This is a genomic window from Rathayibacter sp. AY1A5 (assembly GCF_002930875.1).
Lineage (GTDB): Bacteria > Actinomycetota > Actinomycetes > Actinomycetales > Microbacteriaceae > Rathayibacter.
Map to the genome: position 1 here is coordinate 99,810 of NZ_PSTM01000011.1, position 25,299 is coordinate 125,108.

Below are 25,299 nucleotides of genomic sequence, written 5' to 3' on the forward strand. Positions count from 1 at the left end.
GGAGCGGCTACCGCGTCCGCGCCGAGCGCCTGCCGATCATCGACCCGCAGCCCCGGCTCGAGGACGACCGCTGGCCCGCGAAGGCGTTCGTCGGCGAGGTCGTCCCCTTCGCCGCCACGGCCTTCCGCGAGGGGCACGACCTCATCGGCGTCGACCTCCTGCTGAGCTCGCCGTCCGGGGCCGAGTCGGAGCACCGCATGTCGCTCCTCGCGACCGGCACCGACCGCTACGGGCGCCTCGTGGCCCTCGACGAGGAGGGCGACTGGAGCTACCGCATCCGCGCCTACGCCGACGACTGGGCGACCTGGCTCCACACGGCCGAGGTCAAGATCCCGGCCGGCCTGGACATCGACGTCACCTTCGCCATCGGCGAGGGCCTGCTGCGCAGCGGCGCCGACGACTCCGCGCGGCCCGAGGGCGAGCGCAGCCTGCTCTCCGACACCGCCGCCCGCGTCGGCGACACCACGCTGAGCGCCGAGGAGCGCCTCGCCGCGGCGACCGGTCCCGCCGTCCACGGCGCGCTCGACGCCCGCCCGGTGATGAGCCTCACGAGCGTCTCGGAGCCGCGCACCGTCCACGTCGAGCGCACCCGCGCCGGCGTCGGCGCCTGGTACGAGTTCTTCCCCCGCTCCGAGGGCGCCGTGCGCCACGAGGACGGGACCGTGACCAGCGGATCCTTCCGCACCGCGATCGACCGCCTTCCCGCGGTGGCCGCGATGGGCTTCGACGTGCTCTACCTGCCGCCGATCCACCCCATCGGCCGCTCCTTCCGCAAGGGCCCGAACAACACGCTCGACGCCGGCGAGAACGACCCCGGCTCGCCGTGGGCGATCGGCTCGGCCGAGGGCGGCCACGACGCGATCCACCCGGACCTCGGCACCGAGGACGACTTCCGCGCCTTCCACGCCGCGGTCGAGGCCGCGGGCCTCGAGCTCGCCCTCGACTTCGCCCTGCAGGCCTCGCCCGACCATCCCTGGGTCACCAGCCACCCCGAGTGGTTCACGACGCTCCCCGACGGCTCGATCGCCTACGCCGAGAACCCGCCGAAGAAGTACCAGGACATCTACCCGATCAACTTCGACAACGACCCCGAGGGCATCCGTCAGGAGTCGCTGCGGGTCCTGCGGCACTGGATCGACCTGGGCGTGCGGATCTTCCGCGTCGACAACCCCCACACGAAGCCGCTCGACTTCTGGGAGTGGATCATCCACGAGGTCAACGCCGAGCACCCCGAGGTCGTCTTCCTCGCGGAGGCGTTCACCCGCCCCGCGATCATGCGCGCGCTCGGCAAGGTCGGCTTCCAGCAGTCGTACTCGTACTTCACCTGGCGCAACACCAAGGAGGAGCTCGGCGAGTTCTTCACGAGCATCTCCCACGAGACGGCCGACTACATGCGGCCGAACCTCTTCGTGAACACTCCGGACATCCTCACCGAGTACCTCCAGTACGGCGGCCGCTCGGCGTACAAGGTGCGGGCGGCCCTGGCCGCGACCGCGTCGCCGCTGTGGGGGGTCTACGCCGGCTACGAACTGGTCGAGAACGTCGCTCGCCCCGGCGCCGAGGAGAACATCGACAACGAGAAGTACGAGTACAAGACGCGCGACTGGGCCGGCGCCGAGGAGTCGGGCCGCTCGCTGGCGCCGTACATCACGCGCCTCAACGAGATCCGGCGCTCGCACCCCGCGCTCGGGCAGCTGCGGAACCTGCACGTGCACGGCAGCGACGACGACGCGATCCTCGTCTACTCCAAGCACCTTCAGGCCGCGTTCACGGGCACCGGGACCGACGACACGATCATCGTCGTCGTCAACACCGACCCGCACTCGGCCCGCGAGACCACGGTCCACCTCGACCTGCCCGCGATCGGGCTCGACTGGAGCGCGACCTTCGAGGTCGAGGACCTGATCACCGGCGCCGTCTGGACCTGGGGCAGCGACGACTACGTGCGGCTCGACTCGTTCGTCGAGCCCGTGCACATCCTGAGCGTGAAGGCGGACGAGCGATGAGCGGAACCACCCCCGAGGGCGCGAGCCCGGCCGAGGAGGCGGGCCTCGGCGCGCACGCCGAGACGGTCCCCACGACGGGCACCAGCTCGGCGACCACCTCCGGCCACGGCGCGCACGTCGCCGACGCGGCGTCCGACGCACGACAGCACCCCGGAGCGGACGGCGAGAACGCGCGCAGCTACGCGGTCGAGACGGTCCCGGAGGCGCCTCAGCCGGTCGCGGGCGACGACGCCGTGACCGTCGAGCGCGACGCCGACGACGCCGAGTCCGCTCCGGTCGGCAGCGGGGCCGAGGGCGACCTGCCCGACGACACGGACGCCGCCGATTCCGTCGCAGCCGACAGCGCCGCTCCCGTCGAGACGACCGCCGGCCCCGCCGAGACGACCGCGGACCCCGCGACCGCTTCGGGCCCCGTCGACGGCACCGCGGCGATCGCGCTGCCCGACATCCCGGAGTGGGTGCTGCAGCAGCTCGCCACCGGCAGCAACGCGCTCCCCCACGACGTCCTGGGCCAGCACCTCGTCGCGGCCCCCGGCGTCTCCGACCCGGTGACGGTCGTCCGCGTGCGCCGCCCGCTCGCCGAGAAGGTCGCCGTGGTGCTCGCCACCGGCGCCCGCGTCGAGCTGAGCCACCTCAGCGACGGGATCTGGCAGGGCTTCCACGTCCTCGGTCCGCAGGCGTACACGGTCGAGGCCCGCTACGGCGGCGGCGGCGAGTGGACCGCGGAGGACCCCTACCGGTTCTCGAAGACGGTCGGCGACTTCGACCTCTACCTCATCGGCGAGGGCCGCCACGAGCGTCTCTGGGAGGCGCTCGGTGCCCGCCACCGCGAGCACGAGGGGGTCTGGGGCACGAGCTTCGCCGTCTGGGCCCCGCACGCCCAGGCCGCTCGGGTCGTCGGCGACTTCAACGACTGGAACGGCGAGGGCCACTCCCTCCGCAACCTCGGGACGACCGGGGTCTGGGAGATCTTCGTCCCGGGCGTCGAGCCCGGAGCCTCCTACAAGTTCGACCTGCTCTCGCGCGACGGCCACTGGGTCCGCAAGGCCGACCCGATGGCCCGCGCCACGGAGGTGCCGCCTGCGACCGCCTCGAAGGTCCCCGTCTCGCACCACCAGTGGGGCGACTCCGGCTGGATGGAGAAGCGAGCCTCGGTCGATCCGCACACGCAGCCGCTCAGCGTCTACGAGATGCACCTCGGCTCCTGGCGTCCGGGACTGGGCTACCGCGACCTCGCGGACCCGCTGATCGAGTACGTCACCGAGCTCGGCTTCACGCACGTGGAGTTCATGCCGCTCGCCGAGCACCCGTTCGGCGGCTCCTGGGGCTACCAGGTCACCGGCTACTACGCCGCCTCGAGCCGCTTCGGCACGGCCGACGACCTCAAGTACCTGATCGACCGTCTGCACCAGGCCGGCATCGGCGTCATCGTCGACTGGGTGCCCGGGCACTTCCCCAAGGACGACTTCGCCCTCGCCCGCTTCGACGGCGAGCCGCTCTACGAGCACCCGGACTGGCGCCGCGGTGAGCAGATGGACTGGGGCACCTACGTCTTCGACTTCGGGCACACCCAGGTGCGCAACTTCCTCGTCGCGAACGCCCTGTTCTGGCTCGAGGAGTTCCACGTCGACGCCCTGCGAGTGGACGCCGTCGCCTCGATGCTCTACCTCGACTACTCCCGCAAGGAGGGCGAGTGGCTGCCGAACCAGTACGGCGGACGCGAGCACCTCGAGGCGATCAGCTTCCTCCAGGAGGTCAACGCCACGGCCTACAAGCTGCACCCCGGCATCATGATGATCGCCGAGGAGTCGACGAGCTGGCCCGGCGTCACCCAGCCCACCAGCTCCGGCGGCCTCGGCTTCGGGCTCAAGTGGAACATGGGCTGGATGCACGACTCGCTCGACTACATGGCGAACGACCCGCTCTGGCGCCAGTACCACCTGGGCGAGATCACCTTCTCGTTCGTCTACGCCTTCAGCGAGAAGTTCGTCCTGCCGATCAGCCACGACGAGGTCGTGCACGGCAAGGGCTCGCTGATCCAGAAGATGCCGGGCGACCACTGGCAGCAGCTCGCGAACGTGCGCGCCTACCTCGCCTTCATGTGGGCCCACCCCGGTAAGCAGCTGCTCTTCATGGGCCAGGAGTTCGGCCAGTACTCCGAGTGGAGCGAGGAGCGGGGCCTGGACTGGTGGATCCTCGATCAGCCGAGCCACCGCGGTCTCTGGAGCCTCGTCGGTCAGCTGAACCGCGTGTACCGCGACTCGCCGTCGCTCTGGGAGCTCGACCACGAGCAGTCGGGCTTCGAGTGGATCGACGGCGGCGCGGCGGCGGCCAACGTCGTCTCGTTCCTGCGCAAGGACAGCGAGGGTCGCCCGATCGCCGTCATCGCCAACTTCTCGGGCTCGCCCGTGCACGGCTACCGCGTGAGCCTGCCCACGGCCGGCCGCTGGGAGGAGCTCGTCAACACGGACGCCGAGATCTACGGCGGCAGCGGAGTCGGGAACTTCGGAGCGGTCGAGGCTCGCGAGGAGCCGTGGGCCGGCCGCCCGGCTTCCGCCGAGCTGGTTCTGCCCCCGCTGGCCGTGCTCTACCTGCGACCCGCCGACTGATCGGTCCCCGCACGGAAGAGGCCGCCCGCTCGCGACGATCGTCGCGAGCGGGCGGCCTCTCGGCGTTCCGGCCGGCGTCAGTAGAGCAGGCCGGTGAGCCGGGCCCGAGCCTTGTTGACGCGCGGGTCGGTCTGACCGACGATCTCGAAAAGCTCCAGGAGGCGCGCGCGGACGGCGGCCTTCCCGTCGGCGTCGAGGCGCGGGAACATCGAGAGCAGCCGGTCGAAGGCGTCCTCGACGTGGCCACCCGAGACGTCGAGGTCGGCGACGGCGAGCTGCGCGTCGAGGTTCGACGGCTCCGCCGCGGCGGTCGAGCGGATGTCGTCGAGCGTGCGGCCCTGGAGGCGGGCCAGCAGCCGCACCTGAGCGAGACCGGCTACCGCGAGGTCGTCGCGCGGGTTCTGCGCGATGGCGGTCTCGTACTCGGTGATCGCCGCGGCGTAGTCGCCCCGGTCGATCGCGTCGTAGGCCTCCTGGTGGTGCGGCGGCAGCGGCTCCGTCTCGGGCTCCGCGCCCTCGGCGGGAGCGGCTCCCTCCACCGGCACCGTGCCCGTCACACCGTTCTGAGCGGCGAGCTGGAGGACCTGCTCGAGCAGGTCGCGCAGCTGCTCCTCGGCGACGAGGCCGCTGAACAGGGGCACCGGGCGGCCGCCGATGATCGCGGCGACCGTCGGCACGGACTGCACCTGGAACGCCTGCGCCAGCTGCGGGCTCGACTCCACATCGACCCCGACGAGCACGAACGCGCCGGCGTACGAGACGACGACCTTCTCGAGCAGCGCGGTCATGCTCTGGCTCTGGTCCGACCAGGAGCCGCGCAGGTCGACGATCACCGGCACGCGCGACGAGAGCTGGACCACCTGGTCGAACTCGGCGTCGCCGGCGGTCAGCAGCAGCGGATTCGCGCCGGGCGCGCCTCCGGGAGCGGCGGGCGCGGCCGGGGCGCCGGCGGAGGCGGCGGGCGGGGTGCGGCGGTTCACCAGCGACGAGAGGTCGACGGCGCCGCGGAGGTTTCCGGGCAGGGGCGGGACGGTGCTCACGGCAGCTGCACCACCGAGACGAGTCCCTGGCTCCATCCGAGCATCACGATCTTCTCCTCCGATCCGACGGGCGGTACGTAGAACAGCAGTTGGTATCCGTAGGTGGTCTCGATGCCGGTCGTCGACTTGTCCGTGCCCAGCAGGGTCTGCGAGGCGCCGGAGGTCGAGACGGTCGAGCCCTCGGCAGTGGGGCGGACGGTCGACGTCTCGGTGATGCTCGCCGCGACGAGGGCCCCCGAGTCGTTCGTCGCGAGCGCGATCGTCGGCGACGTGCCGGCGGCGTTCGAGAACTCGATCGAGGCGGTGTCCGGCAGCGCCTCGCGGTCGGCGTTCTTCTTGTCGACGCCGACCTGGCCCCGGAGGGTGTCGCCGTCGGCCGCGAAGAGCTCGGCGTACTGGCTCGAGTCGCCGTTGGCGAGCACGTCGGCATACGCGGAGCCGACGGTCTGCGGGGCGAGCTTCATCAGGCGCGAGTCGGGCGCCACGATCGACGTACCGACGGTGACGGGCGCGACGTCGGGGATGCGCGCGTTGGCCTCGAGCGAGATGGCGTAGTCGACCTTGTAGTCGACGCGCGGGCTCGCCTGGCTCATCATCAGCGCGATCGGGGCCTGGGTGGTGTCCGTCGAGTTCTGCACGACGGCGGTGACCAGGCGCGGCCACGACTCCGTGTCCTGCGGGAGCACCAGGCTCACCGGGGAGGCCGGGATCGTCTGCGGCGGGTCGATCGTCCCGCCCTTGGCGACGACGTCGTAGTTCGTGGTGCGCTCGGTGAGCGCCTCGCCCTGGAAGCGCTCGGCCAGGATCCCGGCGTCCCGGGCGGCGTCGGCGCGCGACGCGACATCGGCGACCTGGGCGACGACGGCCTCCGCCTGCTGCGTGGTGACCACGGGGGTCGGCTCGGCCGAGACCGGCTCTGCCCCCGCGGTCGCCGTGGCGGACGCGGTCGGCGCCTCGCTCGCGCCCGCGGCGAGATCAGGCCAGTAGTCGGAGCTGCAGCCGGAGAGGAGGACCGTCGTCCCGAGGACGACGGGCAGCACCAGGGCGGCCCGGCGGCGCGAGGGCGCCGGCGACGCCGTGGAGGCCTGGATCCCGGCACGCGGCCGGGGGCGGCGGGCACCGCGGGGGATCCGACCCTGCGGTCCCTTCCGGCGCGGGCCGTGCTGACGGCGCAGGTGGACGAAGGCCCAGATGTAGAGGACGAGGCCGAGGAGGAGGAACACGGCTCCTCCGAGCAGCAGCGGGCCGGCGAGGGGCGTCGCGGTGTCCACGGGCCAGCTGACGCGCACGGAGTCGGCTGCCGGCGCGGTGCCGTCGCTCGCGATGAGGATGGAGACGTCCTCCGGCACGTCGAGCGCCAGGGTCACGCTCCCGCTCCCCTCGAACTCCTCGAGCCAGAGGTCGGAGCCGCGCGGATCGACGACCGCCGCGTCGGCGGTCTCGACGTCGGAGGAGAGCTGGACGCGCTCCCCCGTCTCCTCCGCGGAGGTGAGGGTGTCGTCGGCGCGCTCGTAGCCGATGGCGTCGTAGCTCGAGCCGCCCACCCAGCCCAGCACGTCGGAGGTCCGGGCGTAGGCGACGACGAGGTCGCCGCTGCCCTCGACCGTGATCGTCTGGCGTCCCGGGTTGGCGCCCAGGGTGCTGCCGTCGATCACCGCGTAGGGAGCGGAGGAGTCGAGCGCGGTCTCGGCGGTGAGGGACTCCGGAGGAGCCCAGACCGTCCGCTGACCGATGCCGAGCACGATCATCGCGGCAGCGATGACGGTGGCGATGATGGCGAAGACGAACCGCACGAAAGAACTCCTCCTGCGTTGCCGGATCGGGGTGACGGCCGGGGCCGGCTCGGGGTACGCAGCCGGACCGGGGCGCGACGGCAACAGACAAAGACAGTCCACGATAGCCGATGCCCTCGCTCCGATGCCCGGGAGAAGCCGAGAGTGCGGCCGGAGCGGCGCGCGGTGCGGGTGTCGCCCCGGCCGCGGCCTCCCTGCTGAATACACTTTCCCAGTGCCGCGAGCCCCACCGCGGTCCTGCTCTGAAGGAGACGACGTGGCGAACGACGAGGCCGAATTCACCCAGGTGTTCCGTGGCTACGACCGGGACGAGGTCGACAAGGCCGTCCAGGGCCTGCGCCGCGAGCTCATCCACTCGAACACCCAGGCGGCCGAGAGCGGCCGCGAGGTGAAGCGCCTGTCCTCCCGGATCGAGGGCCTCGAGAAGGAGCTGCAGCAGGTCGGCACTCCCACCTACGCCGGCCTGGGCGCCAAGCTCGAGCACACCCTGCGCGTGGCCGAGGAGCAGTCCGAGCGGATCATCGCCCAGGCCGAGAACGACGCCTCCGCCCTCCGCCGCTCCACCCGCGACGACGGCGACCGCATCCTCCAGGAGGCGCGCGACGAGGCCGAGCGCCTGGTGACCGAGGCGCGCCGCCGTGCGGACCGGACCCGCGACGAGTCCGAGGCGCAGGCCGCGGCGACGCTCGGCAAGGCCGCCGACGACCGCGACGTGATGACCCAGGACGCCGTCCGCGAGGCCGCCGCGATCCGCGGCACCGTGGCGACCGAGGCCGCCGAGACCCGCGCCACCGCGAAGCGCGAGGCCGCCGCGATCCGCTCCGAGGCCGAGCGCGAGGCCGCGGAGATGCGCGCCGTCGCCGCCCGCGAGATCGAGGTCGCCCGCGCCGAGGCCGCCCGCCTCGCCCAGGCCAACGAGCTCCTGCGGGCCGAGGTCGCCTCCGAGGTGGACCGGCTCCGGGCGGCCGTCGAGGCCGAGGTCGCCCAGGCGCGCGCGGCGGTCGAGGCCGAGGTGCTCTCGACCCGCGCCGCGCTCGACGCCGAGGTCGCCGCAGTCCGCGCCGAGGGCGCGCGCGAGATCGCCGACCAGCGCACCCGGCTCACCCAGGAGCGCGCCGAGGCCGTCGCCGTGCTCGACGCCGAGCTGGCGGGCCTGCGCGCCGCGTCCGCCGACGAGGCCGCTGCGCTCTCGCGCGAGGTCGAGCAGGCCCGGATCGACCTGGTGGTCGAGCTCGCCGCGCGCCGCGAGGAGGCCGACCGCGACGACCTGCTCCGCCACCAGGAGGCCGTCGCGCAGACCCAGCGCTACCTCGACGAGTCGAACCTGCAGCTCGCCGACGCCATCCGACGCGCGAACGACAAGCGCCTCGAGGCGGACGCCCTCCGCAGCGACGCCCTCGACGACACGACGCGACTGCGCCGGAAGGCCCAGGACGACTCCGACGCCCTCCTCGACGACGCGCGCGACCAGGCGCAGAAGCTCGTCGCGGACGCGGAGCGCCGCAGCCGCGAGCTGATGGACACCGCCGAGCGGCGCCTCGACGAGATCCGCACCGAGCGCGACGCGATCGCCGGCTACGTGTCGGGACTGCGCGGGCTCATCGGCCACATCGACGGACTCGCGGACGACAGCGACGGCGACGGCTCCGACGGCAGCGGCCCTGACGGCAGCGGCTCCGACGGCGGCTCGTCCGGCCGCTAGGCGGTCGCTGGGCGGGCGGGCTCAGCCGAGCTCGCCCGCCCACTCCGTCGGCAGCGGGGAGGAGGCGGGCGCGACCACGCGCACGATCTCGTCGAGGACGCGCCGGGTCTGCGCCTCGCCGACCCAGAGGTGCTTCCCGCCCTCCACAGCGACGAGGTCCAGCTGCGGCACGCTCGCGAAGCGCTCGGCGGCCGCCTCCGGCCGCAGGTAGTCGTCGAACTCCGGGACGAGCGCCACGAGCGGGCGGCCGTCCTCGCCCCAGGCGGCGACCTCCTCCGCGCTCGTGCGGTGCAGCGGCGGCGAGAGCAGGATCGCTCCCTCGACGGGGTGCTCCCTCCCCCACTTCAGCGCGAGCTCGGTGCCGAAGGACCAGCCGACCAGCCAGGGGTGCGGCAGTCCGCGGTCCGCGACGAGGGCCAGGACTGCGGCGACGTCGGCGCGCTCCTCGATGCCGTGTCCGAACGCGCCCTCGCTCGTGCCGCGCGGCGACGCGGTGCCGCGGGTGTTGAAGCGGAGGACCGCCAGGTCGGCGAGCGCGGGCAGCCGGGCGGCGGCCTTCCGCAGGATGTGCGAGTCCATGAAGCCGCCGTGGGTGGGCAGCGGATGCAGGGTGACCAGGGTCGCGACCGGCTCGTGCTCCAGGGGCAGCGCGAGCTCCCCCACCAGGGTCAGGCCGTCGGAGGTGTGCAGCTCGACGTCCTCGCGGCGGGCGGGGAGGACGACGCCTCCGCGGATCTCGTGGGTCATCGTGCTCCTCGGATTCTCCAGCAGTGCGTGTGCCAGTGGCGGCGGCCGGCCAGGTCGGCCGCGTCGCCGAGCGCGCCGTCGGCCCGCCAGGTGACCAGGTGCGGCTGGCCGATGTCGATGGTGAGCCCGCAGCCCGGGCAGAGGTAGTTCTTCACGGCCCGCGCTGCGGAGACGGGCTGGACGTTCCACTCCCGGCCGGCGTGCGACTCGGTGCGCCGGAAGCCGGCGAGCATCTGCGAGAGGTCGCGCTGCTCGTCGTCGTCGTCACGGCGGCCGCCCCGGGGTCTGTTGCTGCGCGGCATCTCCCCAGTCTAGGAGGCCGCCGCCGGGCCCCTCCCGTCAGTGGGAGCTGTCGTCCATCTCGAGCCGGGTCTCCTCGGCGTCGAGCATCAGCTGCGCCCGCCGCAGCGTCCGCGAGGAGTAGACCCCGCGCCCCCGGGCGTCCAGCAGTGCCTCCCGCTCGGCGAGCAGGACCGCTCGGCGCAGCCGCAGGTACTGCGCGTGCGGGCCGAGGGGCGCATCCTCCGCGCGGCCGACCTGTTCCCACGCCACCTGCGAGCGGGTCAGAGTGTCGCGGCGCACGCGCTCGAGGACGCGCTCGCCCGCCTCGCCGTCGGGCAGCTCCGCCACCGCCTCGGGGAGGGCCTGGATGCCCGTGGCCGCGACCTCGTCGAGCAGCGTCGCGAGCTCGCGGCGGTCGGCCTCTCCGTCGGTGCCCTGGATGCCGGTGAGCCGGATCAGCGCGGGGAGCGTCGCACCCTGCAGGAGCAGCGTCACGACGGCGACGGTGAAGGCGATCAGGATCAGCTGGGAGCGGTAGGGAGTCTCGTCCGGCAGCGACTGGGCCGCGGCGAGCGTGACCACGCCGCGCATCCCGGACCAGGACAGGACGACTCCGCCGCGCCAGCCGAACGCCTCGCTCGCGGTCGCGGCCAGGTCGGTCTCGCGCCGGAGGTAGAGCCGCTCCGCTCTCACCTGCCGCCGCCGGAAGCGCTCATCGCTGGTGGCGCTGTTGCGCAGTCGCATGAGGCCCACCGCCAGCCGCCGGTTGATCCGCTCCGCCCGCCGACCGGAGCTGCGCAGCCACAGGAGCAGCGGCCACACGAAGAGGGCCCGCAGCACGATCAGGATGACCACGGTGGCCAGACCCAGCAGCACCGCGGTGCCCACTCCGAACTCGCCCGGGTCCACGACCCCGGAGACGATCGCCTTGATCTCGGCGCCCATGAGCAGGAAGACGCCGTTCTCGAGCAGGAACTGCGCCGTCCGCCAGTTCACCCGCTCGCTGATCCGCGACTGCGGCGAGAGGAAGCGCGCGCTGTTGTGCCCCGTGTAGATCCCGGTGACCACGACGGCGAGCACCCCGGACGCGCCCAGCTCCTCGGCCGGGATGTAGGCCAGGAACGGCACGGCGAAGGACACGGCGGTGTCGAGCACCGGGTCCCGCAGCTTCGAGCGCACGAAGACGGTGAGCACGCCCATCACCAGTCCGAGGACGATCGCCATCAGGACGGAGTAGACGAAGAGGACCCCCACCTCGCCCACGTCGATCGCGTCGGTCGTGACGGAGGCGCCGACCACGGCCGCCGCAGCCGTCGCGGCGCGCAGCAGCACCAGCGCCGACGCGTCGTTCACGAGGCTCTCGCCCTCGAGCACCGTCACCAGGCGGGGCGGGAGTCCGAGCTTCTTGCCGATCGAGGTCGCGGCCACCGCGTCGGTCGGGCTCACGACGGCGCCCAGAGCGATCGCTGCGGGCAGGCTCAGATCGGGGAACACGAGGTAGAGGAAGCCGCCCACCACGAGGGCGGTCACGACGACCAGCAGCACCGAGAGCCCGAAGATCGAGCGCAGGTTCCGCCGGAAGTCGGTGAGGGGCACCTGGATCGCGGCCGAGTACAGCAGCGGCGGCAGCACGCCCGCGAGGATCAGCTCGGGCTCGACCTCGATGTCCGGGACCCCGGGGAGGTAGGACGCGCCGATACCGATGACGACCAGGAGCAGCGGTGCGGCGATCCCGAGGCGGCTCGAGAACCGCGCGACGGTGACGACCGTGATGATCCCGACGACCCCGAGCAGCGCGTAATCCACGGCACCAGGGTAGCGAGAGCCTCAGCCCGCCGGACGCGGTGCCGAGCGGAGGGGAACGATCAGTACCAGCCGACCGATTCGGAGTGGGCCCAGGCACCGCAGGGCGAGCCGTAGCGGCCGGAGATGTAGCCGAGGCCCCAGGTGATCTGGGTGCTCGCGTTGGTCGCCCAGTCGGAGCCGGCCGACGCCATCTTGCTGCCGGGGAGTGCCTGCGGGATGCCGTAGGCACCGCTGGACTTGTTCTCGGCGTAGACGTTCCAGCCGGACTCGCGGTTCCAGAGGAGGACGAGGCAGTCGTACTCGCTGTCGGCCCAGCCGCGCTGCACGATCATGTCGTACGCGATCGCCCTCGCGGATCCGGGATCCGGAGCGGCGGCGCGCTGGACGGGAGCGGCGGTCTCGGCCTCGGCGGAGCCCGACTCCTCCTCGTCGACGGTCGCGGAAGCGGTCTGAGTCTCGGTCGGAGTGGGCGTCGGGGTCGGAGTGGGCGTCGGCTTCGCCTCGGCGCCGAACGAGTCGCGCTGGACGGTCCGCTCGACGGCGTCCGCGACGACGAGCCGCTGCGCGGAGTCGCCGTTGAAGCGCGCCGGGGCCTGGTAATAGGGGGAGGCGACCGCGCCGCTGGACGGATCGACGACGTTCACCATGGCGAACGCGATCGACGCCGTGAAGGCCAGCACCGTCACTGGGATCCGAGCCCAGGAGCGCCGCACCGGGGTCTGGTGCGGGACCGCCGGGCGACCGCTGGTGCGGTTCGCGGGCGTGTGGGCGACGGAGGTCTGAGGATGCTGAGCCACGATTACGAAAGCATAACGGACGATGACCTGATCGGCCAGCAGATCCGGCTCCGGTCAGCGGACCGCCAGCATCACATCGACGACCGTGTCGAGCAGCAGGTCGACCTGCGCCTCGGCGTACCCGCCGCGCTGCGGGGCGAAGGAGACGGTCCGCACGTCGTCCACGGTCAGCACCGATCCGTCGCGGAAGTACCCGGAGATCCGGTCGGCGAAGGCGTCGACCTGGCGGATGTTGTAGCCCGTCGTGAGAGCGCCGGCCCGGGTGAACCGCTCGCGGGGAGCGCGGGCCAGCCGGTTCACGATCTCCTGGGCGGTCGACCGCGCGTCCGCGAGCCACGCCTCCTCGCCCCGGGCCGCGATCGCGTACTGGCGCTCCCGCAGGGCGAAGGCGTCCTCGAGGCGCTCGAGCGCCGCATCGACGTGGGGCGCGGAGTAGCCGCCCTTGCGCAGGGTGAACGCGGTGTGGCGCAGGTCGGCGGCGCGGAGGTCCGCCGGTCCCCCGGAGAGCTGCGAGTAGGCCTCGCGCGCCGACGCGAGGAAGGAGTCGACCTCGGCCGTGTCGTAGCCGGGACGGGACTCGCGGGCTCGGGGGAAGGGAGCGGTCATCCCGACATCATGCCAAGCCGCGCGCCGGGAGCGGAATCGGCACGCCCCGGTGAGGCGTGCGCTCAGTGGGCGAAGAGGAAGTACAGCACGTAGGCCGCTGCGGCCGACGGCAGGATCGAGTCCAGCCGGTCGAGGACTCCTCCGTGGCCGGGCAGCCAGGAGCTCATGTCCTTGATGCCGATGTCGCGCTTGATCAGCGACTCGGCGAGGTCGCCGAGCGTCGCGGTGAGCAGCACCACGGCCCCGAACACCGCACCGACCCACCAGGGCTGGCCGAGCATCAGCAGGGCGAGCAGGACGCCGACGACGATCCCCGCGACGGCCGCACCGGCGAACCCCTCCCAGGTCTTCTTCGGGCTGATCCGCGGTGCCATCGGGTGCTTGCCCCAGGTGAGTCCGCTCACGTAGGCGCCGGTGTCGACGACGATCACGAGCACCAGGAACGCGAACGCCCAGAGCTGGCCGCCGGGCTCGGCGACGAGGCGGATCGCGAAGGCGCCGAGGAAGGTCGTGTAGCCCTGGACGAACGCGCCGAGGCCGATGTCGAGGGCGAGGTCCCTCCGGCTCGAGGCGGTGCGCCGGAAGAGCTGCTCCCCCAGCCGCCAGACGCCGACGAGGACGGATCCGCCGAGGACGGTGGCCCACGCGGCGCCGAGGCCGCCGTAGTAGGCGGCCGGCACGGCGACGACCGCCACGATCCCGGTCGGGATGCGCGGGATGTCCCGACCGGCGTGGCGCAGGGCGTTCGAGAGCTCGAGCGCCGCGAGCAGCACCACCACCCCCGCGAGCACCATGAAAAGCTCCTTGACCAGCAGCAGGCTGACGACCATCGCGCCACCGCCGAGGAGTCCGATCGCGGTCGCCGACACGAGGTTCCGGCCCGAGCGCGCGGTGAGGCGGTCGTTCGTCGCCTCGAGCTGGGCGCGGGTCGCCTCGAGCTGGCGCTCGACGTCGGCCCGGCCCTGCTGGGCGCGCGCACGCAGCGCGTCGCGGGTGACCATCCGGGATCCCCGGGCACCCGGGACGTGCGGAGACGGTCTCTTCTCGCCGCCCTCGGGTCCTTCGGGGATCTCGGGCACCGCTACACCTCGAGCAGTTCGGATTCCTTGCGCTTGAGCGCCTCGTCGATCGCGTCGACGTGCTGCTTCGTGAGCGCCTCGAGCTCCTTCTCGCCGCGGGCGAGCTCGTCGTCGCCGATGTCGCCCTTCAGCGCGTCGAGGTCGTCCTTGCCCTTGCGGCGGATGTTGCGTACCGCGATCTTGGCGTCCTCGGCCTTGGTGCGGACGATCTTGACGAACTCCTTGCGGCGCTCGGCGGTGAGCTCCGGCAGGGTCACGCGGATGATCGTGCCGTCGTTGGTCGGGTTCGCGCCGAGGTTCGGCATGTCCCGGATGGCCTGCTCGATGTCGCGCAGCGAGCCCTTGTCGTAGGGCGTCAGGACGAGCGTGCGGGCCTCCTGGTTCTGCATCGAGGCGAGCTGCGACAGCGGCGTCGGGGTGCCGTAGTAGCTCACCAGCACCTTCTGGAACATGCCGGGGTTCGCGCGTCCGGTGCGGACCGTGGAGAAGTCCTCCTTGGCGACCTCGACGGCCTTGCCCATCTTGGTCTTCGCGTCGGCCAGTACATCCGAGATCACAGGGAGCTCCTTAAGAGAGGGAAGTGGTCAGTCTAGTTCGAGACGAGCGTGCCGAGCTCGGCGCCGCGGATGGCCTTCGCGACGTTGCCCGAGGGCTCCATGCCGAAGACCTGCATCGGCATGCCGTTGTCCATGCAGAGGCTGAACGCGGTGGAGTCGACCACCTTGAGGCCCCGCTGGAGCGCCTCCTGGTAGGTCAGCGCGTCGAGCTTCTTCGCGTCGGGGTTCGTCCGCGGGTCGGCGTCGTACACGCCGTCCACGCCGTTCTTGGCGACGAGGACCACGTCGGCGTGCGTCTCGAGCGCGCGCTGCGCGGCGACCGTGTCGGTCGAGAAGTACGGGAGTCCGGCGCCGGCGCCGAAGATGACGACGCGGCCCTTCTCCATGTGCCGGATCGCCCGGCGGGGGATGTAGGGCTCCGCGACCTGCGTCATCGCGATCGCGGACTGCACGCGCGTCTCGGCGCCCGCCTGCTCGAGGAAGTCCTGGAGGGCGAGGGCGTTCATCACCGTGCCCAGCATGCCCATGTAGTCGGCCCGGCCGCGGTCCATGCCGCGCTGCGAGAGCTCGGCTCCGCGGAAGAAGTTGCCGCCGCCGACGACCACCGAGATCTCCACCTCGGTCGCGGCATCGGCGATCTCGCGCGCCAGGGCGCTGATCACGTCAGGGTTCACGCCGAGCGTGCCGGCTCCGAACGCCTCCCCCGACAGCTTCAGAAGCACCCTGCGGCGCTTGCCCGTCGTCATCGCATCCGTCTCCGTCATGGACGTTTCCTCCCGTAGACCCGTACAAACCTATCCCGCGCGGAGCGGGCCCCGCGACCACGCCCGGGACCGCCCCGGGCAGAGCGAAGGGAGCCCGGGTCGACTGAACGACCCGGACTCCCTCCTGCAGTGCTGTTAGGCGCCGACCTTGAAGCGGGCGAAGCCCGACACGGTCAGGCCCGCGTCGCTCAGGACCTTGCTGACGGACAGCTTGTTGTCCTTCGCGTAGTCCTGGTCGAGCAGGGCGACCTGCTTGAAGTACGCGTTCACGCGTCCCTCGATGATCTTCGGCAGGGCGGCCTCGGGCTTGCCCTCGCCGCGCGAGATCTCCTCGACGATGCGGCGCTCGTTGTCGACCTCGGACTGCGGCACGTCCTCGCGCGAGAGGTAGGACGGGTTCGCGAACGAGATGTGCTGGGCGACGGAGCGCGCGGTCTCGGCGTCCTCACCCGCGTAGCCGACGACCACGCCGACCTGCGGGGGCAGGTCCTTGTTCGTCTTGTGGAGGTAGATCGCGAAGTGCTCGCCCGAGACGGAGGCCACGCGGCGCAGCTCCACCTTCTCGCCGAGGATCGCGGCCTCGTCGTTGATGAGGTCGGCGACGGTCTTGCCGTCGGCGGGGGCCGCGAGGGCCTCCTCGACCGTGGTGGAGCCGGCGGCGACCACCGCGGCGAGCACGGCGTCGGCGAGGGCGATGAACTTCGTGCCCTTGGCGACGAAGTCGGTCTCGCAGGCGAGCTCGATCATCGTGGCGACGCCGTCCTTCTCGGCGGCGGCGACGAGGCCCTCGCTCGTCGAGCGGTCGGCGCGCTTCGCGTTGCCCTTGGCGCCCTTGAGGCGGAGGATCTCGACCGCCTTGTCCAGGTCGCCGTCGGCCTCGACGAGCGCGTTCTTCGTGTCGACCATGCCGGTACCGAGCTGCTCGCGCAGCGTCTTGACGTCAGCGAGGCTGAAATTTGCCATGTTCTCGGAACTCCTCTTGGTTCGGAAACCCTGTGGCGCCGTCACTCGCGGCGGGCTCACGGGAGGAGCCCAGCACGCCGAGGTGACGGCGGTTCTTACTCGTGGTGAACGTGCACCGACCGAGCGGGGGCCGGACGACCGCGGGTGCGGCGTCCGACCCCCGTCACGGAACGGGGTGTCAGGCGGTGGCGGTCTCGTCGGTCGAGGTCGCGGCGGCGTCAGCCTCGGGGGCCTCCTCCGCGGCGGGGGTCTCGGCCTCGACGACGGCCTCGTCGGCGGTCTCGGCCTCGGCGTCGGCGACCTTCTCGGTCTCCGCGCCGGCCTGCTCGTTCGGCTCCTGCACGTCGGCGGCGGGCGCACCGGTGGAGAGCAGCTCCTGCTCCCACTCGGCCAGCGGCTCGACGGCGGAGACGTTGCCCTCGGCCTCGGGCTTCTGGTGGCGCTGGATGAGGCCCTCGGCCGCAGCGTCGGCGACGATGCGGGTGAGCAGGCTCACCGAGCGGATCGCGTCGTCGTTGCCCGGGATCGGGTACTGGACCTCGTCCGGGTCGCAGTTCGTGTCGAGGATGCCGATGACCGGGATGCCCAGCTTCTTGGCCTCGTCGATCGCGAGGTGCTCCTTCTTGGTGTCGACGACCCAGAGGGCCGACGGCGTCTTCGAGAGGTTGCGGATGCCGCCGAGCGACTTGTGCAGCTTGTCGAGCTCGCGCTTCTTGATGAGGAGCTCCTTCTTGGTGAAGCCGCTCTTCGACGTGTCGTCGAAGTCGAGCTCCTCCAGCTCCTTCATGCGGGCGAGGCGCTTCGAGACCGTCTGGAAGTTGGTCAGGAGGCCGCCGAGCCAGCGCTGGTTCACGTAGGGCTGGCCGACGCGGGTCGCCTGCTCCGAGATCGCGTTCTGCGCCTGCTTCTTGGTGCCGACGAAGAGGATGGTGCCGCCGTGGGCGACCGTCTCCTTGACGAAGTCGTAGGTCTTGTCGATGTAGGCCAGCGACTGCTGGAGGTCGATGATGTAGCTGCCCGAGCGCTCGGTCAGGATGAAGCGCTTCATCTTCGGGTTCCAGCGACGGGTCTGGTGCCCGAAGTGGACGCCGCTGTCGAGCAGCTGGCGCATGGTGACGACTGCCATGAGTCGTTCTCCTTGTCTCGGGGCCCGGGCGCACGACGGCGCCGAACTCCCGTTCGGTTGTCTGCGACGGCCGGTCGGCACGTCGCCCTGGCGCCCGGCGCACTCCCGCCCCGGCCGCGTGAGCGGAGAGGGACCGTGGGGAGCGGAGGCCGAATGGGCGCGCGTAGTCACCCCGACGAGCGAGGTGCTCCGTGGAGTCTAGCACCAGGACGGCCGCCTCCCCCGCTGCTGCGGGAGGGCGGCCGTCGGGGCGCGGGAGGCCGGTGCTACTTGCGCGCCGACTTCATCACGGTGCGGATGTGCAGGGTGTCCATCTCCTCCAGCGAGCGGCCCTTGGTCTCGGGCACGAACATGAAGACGAAGACGAACGAGATCGCCGCGAAGGCGGCGTAGAGGCCGTAGGCCAGGGTGAGCGACACGTCCTGCGAGAGGATCGGGAAGGTCACCGTGATGGCGAAGTTCGCGATCCACTGGGCCGAGGCCGCCAGGCCGAGGGCGGCCGCCCGGATCCGGTTCGGGAAGATCTCGCCGAGGAGGACCCACACCAGCGGGCCCCAAGTCGCACCGAAGAAGACGACGAACGCGTTCGCCGAGACGAGGGCGATCGGCCCCCACGCGCCGGGCAGCGAGACGTCCTCTCCGCTGATCGTCGACTGGCTGAAGGCGATGGCCATCAGCGCGAGCGAGACGGCCATGCCGGCCGAGCCGACCAGCAGCAGCGGCTTCCGGCCGACCTTGTCGACCAGGAAGATCGCCACGAAGGTGACGACGACGTTCACGACCGAGGTGAAGACCGAGATCGCGAAGGAGTTGGACTCGTCGAATCCGACCGCGCTCCAGAGCGAGGTGGAGTAGTAGAAGATCACGTTGATGCCCACGAACTGCTGGAACACCGACAGCAGGATGCCGACCCAGACCACGGGGAGCAGGCCGAGGGCGGGACCGCGGAGGCTGGAGCGCTTCGCGTTCTCGGAGTCCTCGTCGATCTTCTTCTGGATGTCCGCGAGCGCCTCGTCGACCTCGTCGCGCGGCGTGACCGTCGCGAGCACCGCGCGGGCGTCCTCGGAGCGGCCGCGGGTCGCGAGGTAACGGGGCGATTCCGGCAGGGTCAGGGCCAGGAGGCCGTAGATGACGGCCGGCACGGCGCAGGCGATGAACATCCAGCGCCAGGCGGCGACGCCGAACCAGAAGGGCTCGGAGGCGCCGTCCGCGCCGTTCGCGATGAGGGTGTCCGAGAGCAGGGCGGCGAAGATGCCGAGCGTGATCGCCAGCTGCTGCAGCGACGCGAGGGCTCCGCGGATGGCCTTGGGCGCGATCTCCGAGATGTAGGTCGGAGCGATCACGGAGGCGATGCCGATGCCGAGGCCGCCGACCACGCGCCAGAGCACGAGGTCCCAGACCGCGAACGCCGCGCCGGCGCCGATAGAGGAGATGAAGAAGAGCCCGGCGCCGAGCAGCATGACCTTGATGCGGCCCCAGCGGTCGGCCAGGCGCCCAGCGAGATACGCGCCGAGCGCACAGCCGAGCAGCGCGGAGGCGACGGCGAAGCCGATCAGGGCGGCCGAGAGCTGGAACTCGCCCTGCACCGCCTCCACGGCACCGTTCACCACCGACGAGTCGAAGCCGAAGAGGAAGCCGCCGACCGCCGCCGCGATCGCGAGGCCGATCACCTTCCTCTTCAGCTTCGCCGCCGAGGGGTTCGGGATGTCCGCTCTCCCGCTGGTCGTGTCAGATCGTCCGCTGGTCATGGTCGTCTCCGATTCTCGCCGCCGGTGGGGGCGGGGTGCCGCTCCCGAGCCGGATCACCGGCACGTTACTCCTCGCCGCGGCACCGCCGGGACGGGTTGCGCTCTCCCCCGGCCGATGTCCTCCCTCCACAGCCGGGCCCGTCGCGCTCTCCTCCCCTGATCCGCTCGGCCGACCACCGGTCCCGGACCGGCTCCAGGAGGGTGGCCGCATGCTCCGATCCCGACTCCTGCGCCCGGGCGTGTTCGCCCTCGCCGCTCTGCTCGTCGCGGCGCCTCTCGGCGCCTCGCCCTCCGGCACCTCGTCCCCCGGCCGGTCCGACCCGCGGTGGAATTCACCCGTCCCGGGGTTCTCCGTCGTGGAGCCGTGGGGCGCGCCGGCCCACCGCTACGCCCCCGGGCACCGCGGGATCGACCTCGCGGCAGCGGCCGGGCAGCCCGTGGTCGCCGTCGCGGCGGGCACCGTGTCGTTCTCGGGCAGGGTGGTCGACCGGTCCGTGGTGAGCATCGTGCACGCGGACGGTCTGGTCTCGACGGTCGAGCCGGTCGACGGATCGGTGACGGCCGGGCAGGTCCTCACCGCGGGACAGCCCGTCGGAGCAGTGGGTGCGGGCGGCCACTGCGACGGGAGGTGCGTGCACCTCGGCGTCCGCGAGGGTGGCGACTACGTCTCGCCGATGCGGTTCTTCGGCGGGATCCCCCGGGCGGTGCTCCTGCCGATGGACGACGTGGCGCAGGGTGTTCAGCGAGTGGCGCGGAAGGGTGCGTCCAGCGACTCGCGCGTCCGGTCAGGCGCGGGGGTGGGCGAGGCGGTAGGCGTCGCGGATCCGCTCGGTCGAGACGTGGGTGTAGATCTGCGTGGTGCCCAGGCTCGCGTGGCCGAGCATCTCCTGGACGGCGCGGAGGTCGGCTCCGCCGTCGAGCAGATGGGTCGCCGCGGTGTGGCGGAGGGTGTGCGGACCGGACGGTCCGGAGCCCTGCCCGCCGTCGAGGAGCCTCGCCACGACGCCGTAGACGGTGCGCGGGGTGAGGCGCGCGCCCCGCCGTCCCAGCAGCAGGGCCCCGCTCCCGTCGCCGGTGGCGAGAGAGGGTCGGGCGCGCTCCAGGTAGTCGACGAGCGCCTCCTTCGCGGGGACGCCGAACGGGACGACCCGCTCCTTGGCGCCCTTGCCGGTGACGAGCACGGTGAGCCGGCCGAGATCGACGTCGCCCAGGTCGACGGCGACCAGCTCGGAGACGCGGATGCCGGAGGCATAGAGCAGCTCGACGATCGCGAGGTCCCGCAGCGCCACCGGGTCATCGGTCGCGCCTCGCGCCGCGACCGTGTCGAGCACCTGTTGCGCCTGCGGGAGCGTGAGGACCCGCGGCAGTGTCCGTCCCGACTTGGGCGTCTTGAGGCGTGCGGCGACGTCGACGGGGAGCCGCTCGGTCCGATGCGCCCAGGAGGAGAAGGAGCGGACGGCCGCGGTGCGCCGGGCGAGGGTCGCGCGGGCGATCCCCGACTCCGACTCTCGCCAGAGCCAGTCGCGCAGCAGCTCGAGGTCGAGCTCGGCGGTGAGGAGCCGCCCCTTCTCCTCCGTGTGGGCGATCAGGCGCGCCAGGTCGGAGCGGTAGCCCTTCGCGGTGGCGGGCGAGAGGGACCGCTCATCGAGGACGTACCGGAGGAAGTGCTCGACCGAGTCGGCGAGCGTCTCGCCGGTCATGATCCGTCCGGAATCCGCGACCAGAGGTCGATGCGCCCCTGCTCGTCGAGCCCCTCGAGCCGCTCGATCAGGTCGGTGCCGAACCGCGTCGCGATCGGGGCCGGTGCCGTCGGCACGAACGAGGCGGCCACCGTCTCCGGGTGGACGTGGACGAGCGAGAGGCTCTGCGCTCCGTCGACGCCGGCGAGCTCCCGCTCGGGCGCTCCGAGGTCCATCGTGTAGCTGGTGGCGCCGGCGACGAGCACGGGCACGCCCGCGAAGGTCGCAGCCGTGGGGTAGTGCAGGTGGCCGCCGAGGATCGCGCGGACGTCGGTTCCGCGCACCACCTCCTCGAGGCGGTCGATCCCCCGCAGCTCGAGCACGGTCATCGCGCCGAGCGGCGTGGGCAGCGGAGGGTGGTGCAGGGCGAGGATCGTCCCCAGCGGGGCCGGTGCGGCGAGCTCGTCCTTCAGCCAGGCCAGCTGGGCGTCGGTGAGGTCGCCGTGGTGGAAGCCGGGCACCGCGCTGTCGAGCGCGATGAGCCGGAGCCCGCCGAGGTCGACGACCTGGTCCACGGGTCCCGCGCCCGCCGGGTCCTGCCCGAGCAGCACCCGCCGGAACGCTCCGCGCTCGTCGTGGTTGCCCATCACCCAGACGATCGGGCAGCCGAACCGCTCGCCGACCGGGTCGAGCTGCTCGCGCACGAGCAGGTAGGCGTCCTCCTCGCCACGGTCCGCGACGTCCCCGGTGACGACGATCGCGTCCAGGCGTCCGCCGCGCTCGGCCAGCCGGCCGACCGCCTGCGCGAGGCGGGCGGCCGTGTCGACCTTCCCGTAGAGCGGAGCGCCGTCGGCCAGCTGGTGCGTGTCGCTCAGATGCGCGATGACCCTGTCGGCGGCGCGGAAGTGCCCGAGCTGCGGGCGCTCTCCGCCGTGTCCTGCTGCCGTGGCGTCCATGCCGCTCCCCTCGCCGATGCCCCTTCAGCGTAGGGCGGACCGCCGACAGCGCCGCGGCGGCGGGGCCGCTCACCCGGGCGCCCGCTCCCAGTCCCCGTCCTCGGAACGGTGGACGCGTCCGTCTGCGAGGAGCGCACCCAGCGCCGACAGTGCCGAATCGAGCGATTCCCCGGAGAGCCGGGCGACGGTTGCGGCGTCACAGCCTCCTTCGGATTCGACGACGGCCAGGACTCGCGCCTCAGCCGCGGTCAGCGCTCGGCACGATCCGTCGGCGTCGCCGACGGCGAGCAGTTCGAGCACATCCGCCGGCGAGGTGACGCAGGTCGCCGCGTACTCGCGGAGGAGCCGGTGGCAGCCGGCGGAGGAGGCACTGGTGACCGGGCCCGGGACCGCACCGAGGGGGCGGCCCAGGGCAGCCGCGTGGCCGGCGGTGTTCAGGGATCCGGAGCGGGCGCCGGCCTCGACGACGACGGTGCCCACGGTGGAGGCGGCGATGAGGCGGTTGCGCTGCAGGAATCGCCAGCGGGTGGGCGTGGTGCCCGGTGGGACCTCGGTGGCGACGGCGCAGCCGGGTGTGGCGATGATGCGGTGGAGGAGGTCGGCGTGGGCCGTCGGGTAGAGGCGGTCCGCTCCCCCGGCGAGGAAGGCGACCGTCCGGCCTCCGGAGCCGAGGGCGACACGGTGGGCGACCGCGTCGATCCCGAAGGCACCGCCCGAGACGACGGAGACGCCTCGCGCCGCGACGCCCGCGGCGAGCTCGGCGGCCACGTGCTCGCCGTAACCGGTCGCAGCGCGGGCGCCGACGAGGGCGAGGCGGTGCGTCGGATCGAAGGCGGCGGGATCACCGCGCAGCCAGAGCAGGAGTGGCGCGTGCGGCCCGAGGTCGTCGAGCGACTCGGGCCACACGGGAGCCCCGGGCAGGAGCAGCCGGGCGCCGAGTCGCTCGGCGATCTCGAGACGTCGGAACAGGAGCCTGCGGTCCAGGCGCGGTCGCCAGCGCGCCAGCCCCGACTGCAGGGCGGCGGCCTCGGAGTCGAGGGGCGCGGGTGCCGGGCCTTCTTCGTCGGAGGGAGCGCGATGCGGGGGCGCGAGGATCTCCTCCGCGGACGACGAGGACACGACGTGGGCGAAGGCCTCGGCCGCGCCGACCCTCTCGATGAGGAGGGCGGCGACGGAGTCGCCGGGCTCGGTCAGAGAGTTCCAGCCGCACCGGGCAGCAGCGTCGACGAGTGACCCCCGACCACCGTCAGACTCATCGGTCGCCTCGCCGTCGGCAGCTGACCGGGGCTCGGCTGCACCGCTCGGCAGCAGTCGGCGAACAGCGTCGAGCTCCGCTCCGTCGAAGAGCGCGTCGGGCCGGATCACGCGGCACCTCCTCGAAGGACGAGCGCGCGCGCGAGGTGGGCTGCTGACGGCCGGTCGGCTGCGTCGAGGTCCGCGAGCGTCCAGGCCAGGCGCAGGACCCTGTCGTAGCCGCGCATGGTCACCAGACCTCGCTCCAGAGCCCGGTCGAGCGTGCGGGACTCGGCACTGGTCGGGCGCACCGCGTCCGAGCGCAGCCAGGCGCCGGAGACCTCCGAGTTGAGCGTCCACGGCGTGGAGGCGAGGCGAGCCGCTGCGAGGGACCGCGCCGCGGCGACATGAGCGCGAGCCTGCGCCGTCGACATTCCGGACGTGTCTCGACGTGCGGCCAGCTGAGCCGCGCTGATCCGGCGGACCGTCAGGCGGATGTCGACGCGGTCGAGCAGCGGTCCGCTGAGCCGCGCGAGGTAGCGGCGGCGGACCGAGGGAGCACAGGTGCAGGTCTCTCCGGGGATGCCGAAGCGGCCGCACGGGCACGGGTTCGCCGCGAGGACGAGCTGCACCCGCGCGGGGAACTCGGCGACGGCGTTCGCGCGGTGGATGCGGATCACGCCGGATTCGAGCGGCTGGCGCAACGCATCGAGGGCGACGGACGAGAACTCGGGGGCCTCGTCGAGGAACAGCACTCCCCGGGTGGCGCGGGCGACCGCGCCGGGCCGGATGCGGCCGCTGCCCCCGCCGACGATCGCTGCGGACGAGGCGGAGTGGTGCGGACTCTCGAACGGCGGTCTGCGCACCAGCGCGCCACCGGTCGGCGCTCCGACCAGCGAGCGCATGCAGGTGGCCTCCAGCGCTGCGTCGTCATCGAGGTCGGGGAGGATGCCCGGCAAGCGCGAGGCGAGCATCGTCTTCCCGGCGCCGGGAGGCCCGAGCAGGAACACGTGGTGCCCGCCCGCCGCCGCGACGACCATCGCCTCGGCCGCCTCCTCGTTCCCCACCACGTCGGAGAGGTCGAGGCGGGCCTCCGGCTCGGACACCGTCTCAGCCGGCGGCGCGGCCTCGGGGAGCACCGGCACTTCCCACTCGGCTCCGTGCCAGACGGCGGCCGCCGCCAGCGAGGAGACCGCGATCACCTCGACGCCGTCGACCAGCTCCGCCTCGAGCCGGTCCTCGACGGGGACCATCACGCGGCGCCTGCCCTCGCGGGCGGCCGCGAGCACCGCGGGCAGCACGCCCGGGACGGAGCGCAGCCGGCCGTCCAGGCCGAGCTCCCCGATGTGGACGACCGCGGCGACCGACTCCGCATCGACCTCGCGGAGCGACGCGAGCGCGGCCAGCCCGATTGCGAGATCGAAGGCGGAGCCGTGCTTGGGCATCGCGGCCGGCGAGAGGTTCACGGTGATCTTGTACTCGGCGATGGTGCTGCCGGAGTTGATCGCCGCCGAGCGCACCCGCTCCTTCGCCTGCGCGAGCGCGGCGTCGGGCAGGCCGATGATCACCATGCCCGGGGTGCCGTCGGCCGAGTGGGCCTCCACCCCGACCACGGCTCCCGCGAAGCCGACGAGACCGACCGCCGAGGTCCTTCCCAGGCCCATCAGGCCACCGCCCGCAGGTGCCGGATCTGCGACGGGACTCCCCCGGGAGCGACGATGCCGACCGCGTCGATCCGCAGATGCCGGGAGCGCTCGTGGTGCTCGTCGGCCCAGGCGTAGGCGAGTCGCCGCAGGCGCTGCGCCT

20 protein-coding genes and 1 pseudogene are annotated in these 25,299 nt (G+C 72.6%); 4 read left to right on the forward strand and 17 right to left on the reverse strand.

Annotated elements, in window-relative coordinates; translation table 11 throughout:
- Positions 1-35: 35 nt before the first annotated feature.
- On the forward strand, positions 36-2,006 hold the full coding sequence (locus C5B98_RS09780; protein ID WP_308471132.1) for an alpha-1,4-glucan--maltose-1-phosphate maltosyltransferase: 1,971 nt from the start codon (positions 36-38) through the stop codon (positions 2,004-2,006).
- A complete protein-coding gene (gene glgB / locus C5B98_RS09785) occupies positions 2,003-4,615 on the forward strand; it encodes a 1,4-alpha-glucan branching protein GlgB (protein ID WP_104327711.1) in 2,613 nt (870 codons plus the stop codon). Before C5B98_RS09780 ends, glgB begins: the two co-directional genes overlap by 4 nt.
- Before the next feature lie 77 nt (positions 4,616-4,692).
- On the opposite strand, the gene C5B98_RS09790 is transcribed toward glgB, so the two are convergent.
- Complete coding sequence (locus tag C5B98_RS09790) at positions 4,693-5,655, reverse strand: tetratricopeptide repeat protein (RefSeq protein ID WP_104260593.1); 963 nt, start codon at positions 5,653-5,655, stop codon at positions 4,693-4,695.
- The gene (locus tag C5B98_RS09795; protein WP_104327712.1) at positions 5,652-7,448 is read right to left on the reverse strand and encodes a hypothetical protein; all 1,797 of its coding nucleotides are present in this window, start codon (positions 7,446-7,448) and stop codon (positions 5,652-5,654) included. Before C5B98_RS09795 ends, C5B98_RS09790 begins: the two co-directional genes overlap by 4 nt.
- A 256-nt stretch (positions 7,449-7,704) precedes the next feature.
- On the opposite strand from C5B98_RS09795, the gene C5B98_RS09800 reads away from it, so the two are divergent.
- Positions 7,705-9,150 (forward strand): DivIVA domain-containing protein, encoded by a 1,446-nt coding sequence (locus C5B98_RS09800; RefSeq protein ID WP_104262833.1) that lies wholly within the window; start codon positions 7,705-7,707, stop codon positions 9,148-9,150.
- A gap of 21 nt (positions 9,151-9,171) precedes the next feature.
- On the opposite strand, the gene C5B98_RS09805 is transcribed toward C5B98_RS09800, so the two are convergent.
- The 11 genes from C5B98_RS09805 to C5B98_RS09855 all read right to left on the reverse strand — a co-directional run bounded on the left by C5B98_RS09805 (position 9,172) and on the right by C5B98_RS09855 (position 19,625).
- On the reverse strand, positions 9,172-9,897 hold the full coding sequence (locus C5B98_RS09805) for an alpha/beta hydrolase (protein WP_104327713.1): 726 nt from the start codon (positions 9,895-9,897) through the stop codon (positions 9,172-9,174).
- A complete protein-coding gene (locus C5B98_RS09810) occupies positions 9,894-10,199 on the reverse strand; it encodes a hypothetical protein (protein WP_181027199.1) in 306 nt (101 codons plus the stop codon). Before C5B98_RS09810 ends, C5B98_RS09805 begins: the two co-directional genes overlap by 4 nt.
- A gap of 37 nt (positions 10,200-10,236) precedes the next feature.
- Complete coding sequence (locus tag C5B98_RS09815) at positions 10,237-11,985, reverse strand: sodium:proton antiporter (protein WP_104260590.1); 1,749 nt, start codon at positions 11,983-11,985, stop codon at positions 10,237-10,239.
- Positions 11,986-12,044: 59 nt separating this feature from the next.
- Positions 12,045-12,782, reverse strand: a complete 738-nt coding sequence (locus tag C5B98_RS09820) for a lytic transglycosylase domain-containing protein (RefSeq protein ID WP_258063486.1) — start codon at positions 12,780-12,782, stop codon at positions 12,045-12,047.
- A 54-nt stretch (positions 12,783-12,836) separates the two neighbouring features.
- On the reverse strand, positions 12,837-13,388 hold the full coding sequence (locus tag C5B98_RS09825) for a DivIVA domain-containing protein (RefSeq protein WP_104226865.1): 552 nt from the start codon (positions 13,386-13,388) through the stop codon (positions 12,837-12,839).
- Positions 13,389-13,450: 62 nt separating this feature from the next.
- A complete protein-coding gene (locus tag C5B98_RS09830) occupies positions 13,451-14,389 on the reverse strand; it encodes a phosphatidate cytidylyltransferase (RefSeq protein ID WP_104327715.1) in 939 nt (312 codons plus the stop codon).
- Positions 14,390-14,469: 80 nt separating this feature from the next.
- Positions 14,470-15,024: a ribosome recycling factor gene (frr, locus tag C5B98_RS09835; protein ID WP_104232499.1), complete on the reverse strand. Its 555-nt coding sequence runs from the start codon at positions 15,022-15,024 to the stop codon at positions 14,470-14,472.
- Positions 15,025-15,056: 32 nt separating this feature from the next.
- The gene (pyrH, locus tag C5B98_RS09840; protein WP_374952923.1) at positions 15,057-15,770 is read right to left on the reverse strand and encodes a UMP kinase; all 714 of its coding nucleotides are present in this window, start codon (positions 15,768-15,770) and stop codon (positions 15,057-15,059) included.
- Between the two features lie 153 nt (positions 15,771-15,923).
- Positions 15,924-16,751 carry a translation elongation factor Ts gene (gene tsf / locus C5B98_RS09845; RefSeq protein ID WP_104223895.1) on the reverse strand — a complete coding sequence of 276 codons (828 nt, stop codon included), beginning with the start codon at positions 16,749-16,751 and terminating at the stop codon, positions 15,924-15,926.
- A gap of 178 nt (positions 16,752-16,929) precedes the next feature.
- Positions 16,930-17,877 (reverse strand): 30S ribosomal protein S2, encoded by a 948-nt coding sequence (gene rpsB / locus C5B98_RS09850; protein ID WP_104223896.1) that lies wholly within the window; start codon positions 17,875-17,877, stop codon positions 16,930-16,932.
- A 266-nt stretch (positions 17,878-18,143) separates the two neighbouring features.
- Positions 18,144-19,625 (reverse strand): sugar porter family MFS transporter, encoded by a 1,482-nt coding sequence (locus tag C5B98_RS09855; RefSeq protein WP_104223897.1) that lies wholly within the window; start codon positions 19,623-19,625, stop codon positions 18,144-18,146.
- A gap of 209 nt (positions 19,626-19,834) precedes the next feature.
- Here C5B98_RS09855 and C5B98_RS17470 point away from each other — a divergent pair.
- A pseudogene (locus C5B98_RS17470) lies at positions 19,835-20,287 on the forward strand (murein hydrolase activator EnvC family protein); the annotation flags it as partial.
- Positions 20,288-20,410: 123 nt separating this feature from the next.
- On the opposite strand, the gene C5B98_RS09865 reads toward C5B98_RS17470, so the two are convergent.
- The 4 genes from C5B98_RS09865 to C5B98_RS09880 all read right to left on the reverse strand — a co-directional run bounded on the left by C5B98_RS09865 (position 20,411) and on the right by C5B98_RS09880 (position 25,157).
- Entirely contained in the window at positions 20,411-21,325 is a 915-nt protein-coding gene (locus C5B98_RS09865; RefSeq protein ID WP_104327716.1) for a tyrosine recombinase XerC, read from the reverse strand.
- Positions 21,322-22,260, reverse strand: a complete 939-nt coding sequence (locus C5B98_RS09870) for a phosphodiesterase (RefSeq protein WP_104327717.1) — start codon at positions 22,258-22,260, stop codon at positions 21,322-21,324. Before C5B98_RS09870 ends, C5B98_RS09865 begins: the two co-directional genes overlap by 4 nt.
- Positions 22,261-22,329: 69 nt before the next feature.
- Positions 22,330-23,625: a DNA-processing protein DprA gene (gene dprA / locus C5B98_RS09875; RefSeq protein WP_258063487.1), complete on the reverse strand. Its 1,296-nt coding sequence runs from the start codon at positions 23,623-23,625 to the stop codon at positions 22,330-22,332.
- Entirely contained in the window at positions 23,622-25,157 is a 1,536-nt protein-coding gene (locus C5B98_RS09880; protein ID WP_104327718.1) for a YifB family Mg chelatase-like AAA ATPase, read from the reverse strand. Before C5B98_RS09880 ends, dprA begins: the two co-directional genes overlap by 4 nt.
- Positions 25,158-25,299: the final 142 nt, after the last annotated feature.

Coding starts and splice junctions, on each gene's coding strand:
- glgB (WP_104327711.1), top strand. CDS start 2,003: ATGAGCGGAACCACCCCCGAGGGCGCGAGCCCGGCCGAGGAGGCGGGC.
- C5B98_RS09805 (WP_104327713.1), bottom strand. CDS start 9,897: ATGACCCACGAGATCCGCGGAGGCGTCGTCCTCCCCGCCCGCCGCGAG.
- C5B98_RS09810 (WP_181027199.1), bottom strand. CDS start 10,199: ATGCCGCGCAGCAACAGACCCCGGGGCGGCCGCCGTGACGACGACGAC.
- C5B98_RS09825 (WP_104226865.1), bottom strand. CDS start 13,388: ATGACCGCTCCCTTCCCCCGAGCCCGCGAGTCCCGTCCCGGCTACGAC.
- C5B98_RS09830 (WP_104327715.1), bottom strand. CDS start 14,389: ATGGTCACCCGCGACGCGCTGCGTGCGCGCGCCCAGCAGGGCCGGGCC.
- pyrH (WP_374952923.1), bottom strand. CDS start 15,770: ATGACGACGGGCAAGCGCCGCAGGGTGCTTCTGAAGCTGTCGGGGGAG.
- tsf (WP_104223895.1), bottom strand. CDS start 16,751: ATGGCAAATTTCAGCCTCGCTGACGTCAAGACGCTGCGCGAGCAGCTC.
- rpsB (WP_104223896.1), bottom strand. CDS start 17,877: ATGGCAGTCGTCACCATGCGCCAGCTGCTCGACAGCGGCGTCCACTTC.
- C5B98_RS09855 (WP_104223897.1), bottom strand. CDS start 19,625: ATGACCAGCGGACGATCTGACACGACCAGCGGGAGAGCGGACATCCCG.
- C5B98_RS09865 (WP_104327716.1), bottom strand. CDS start 21,325: ATGACCGGCGAGACGCTCGCCGACTCGGTCGAGCACTTCCTCCGGTAC.
- C5B98_RS09870 (WP_104327717.1), bottom strand. CDS start 22,260: ATGGACGCCACGGCAGCAGGACACGGCGGAGAGCGCCCGCAGCTCGGG.
- C5B98_RS09880 (WP_104327718.1), bottom strand. CDS start 25,157: ATGGGCCTGGGAAGGACCTCGGCGGTCGGTCTCGTCGGCTTCGCGGGA.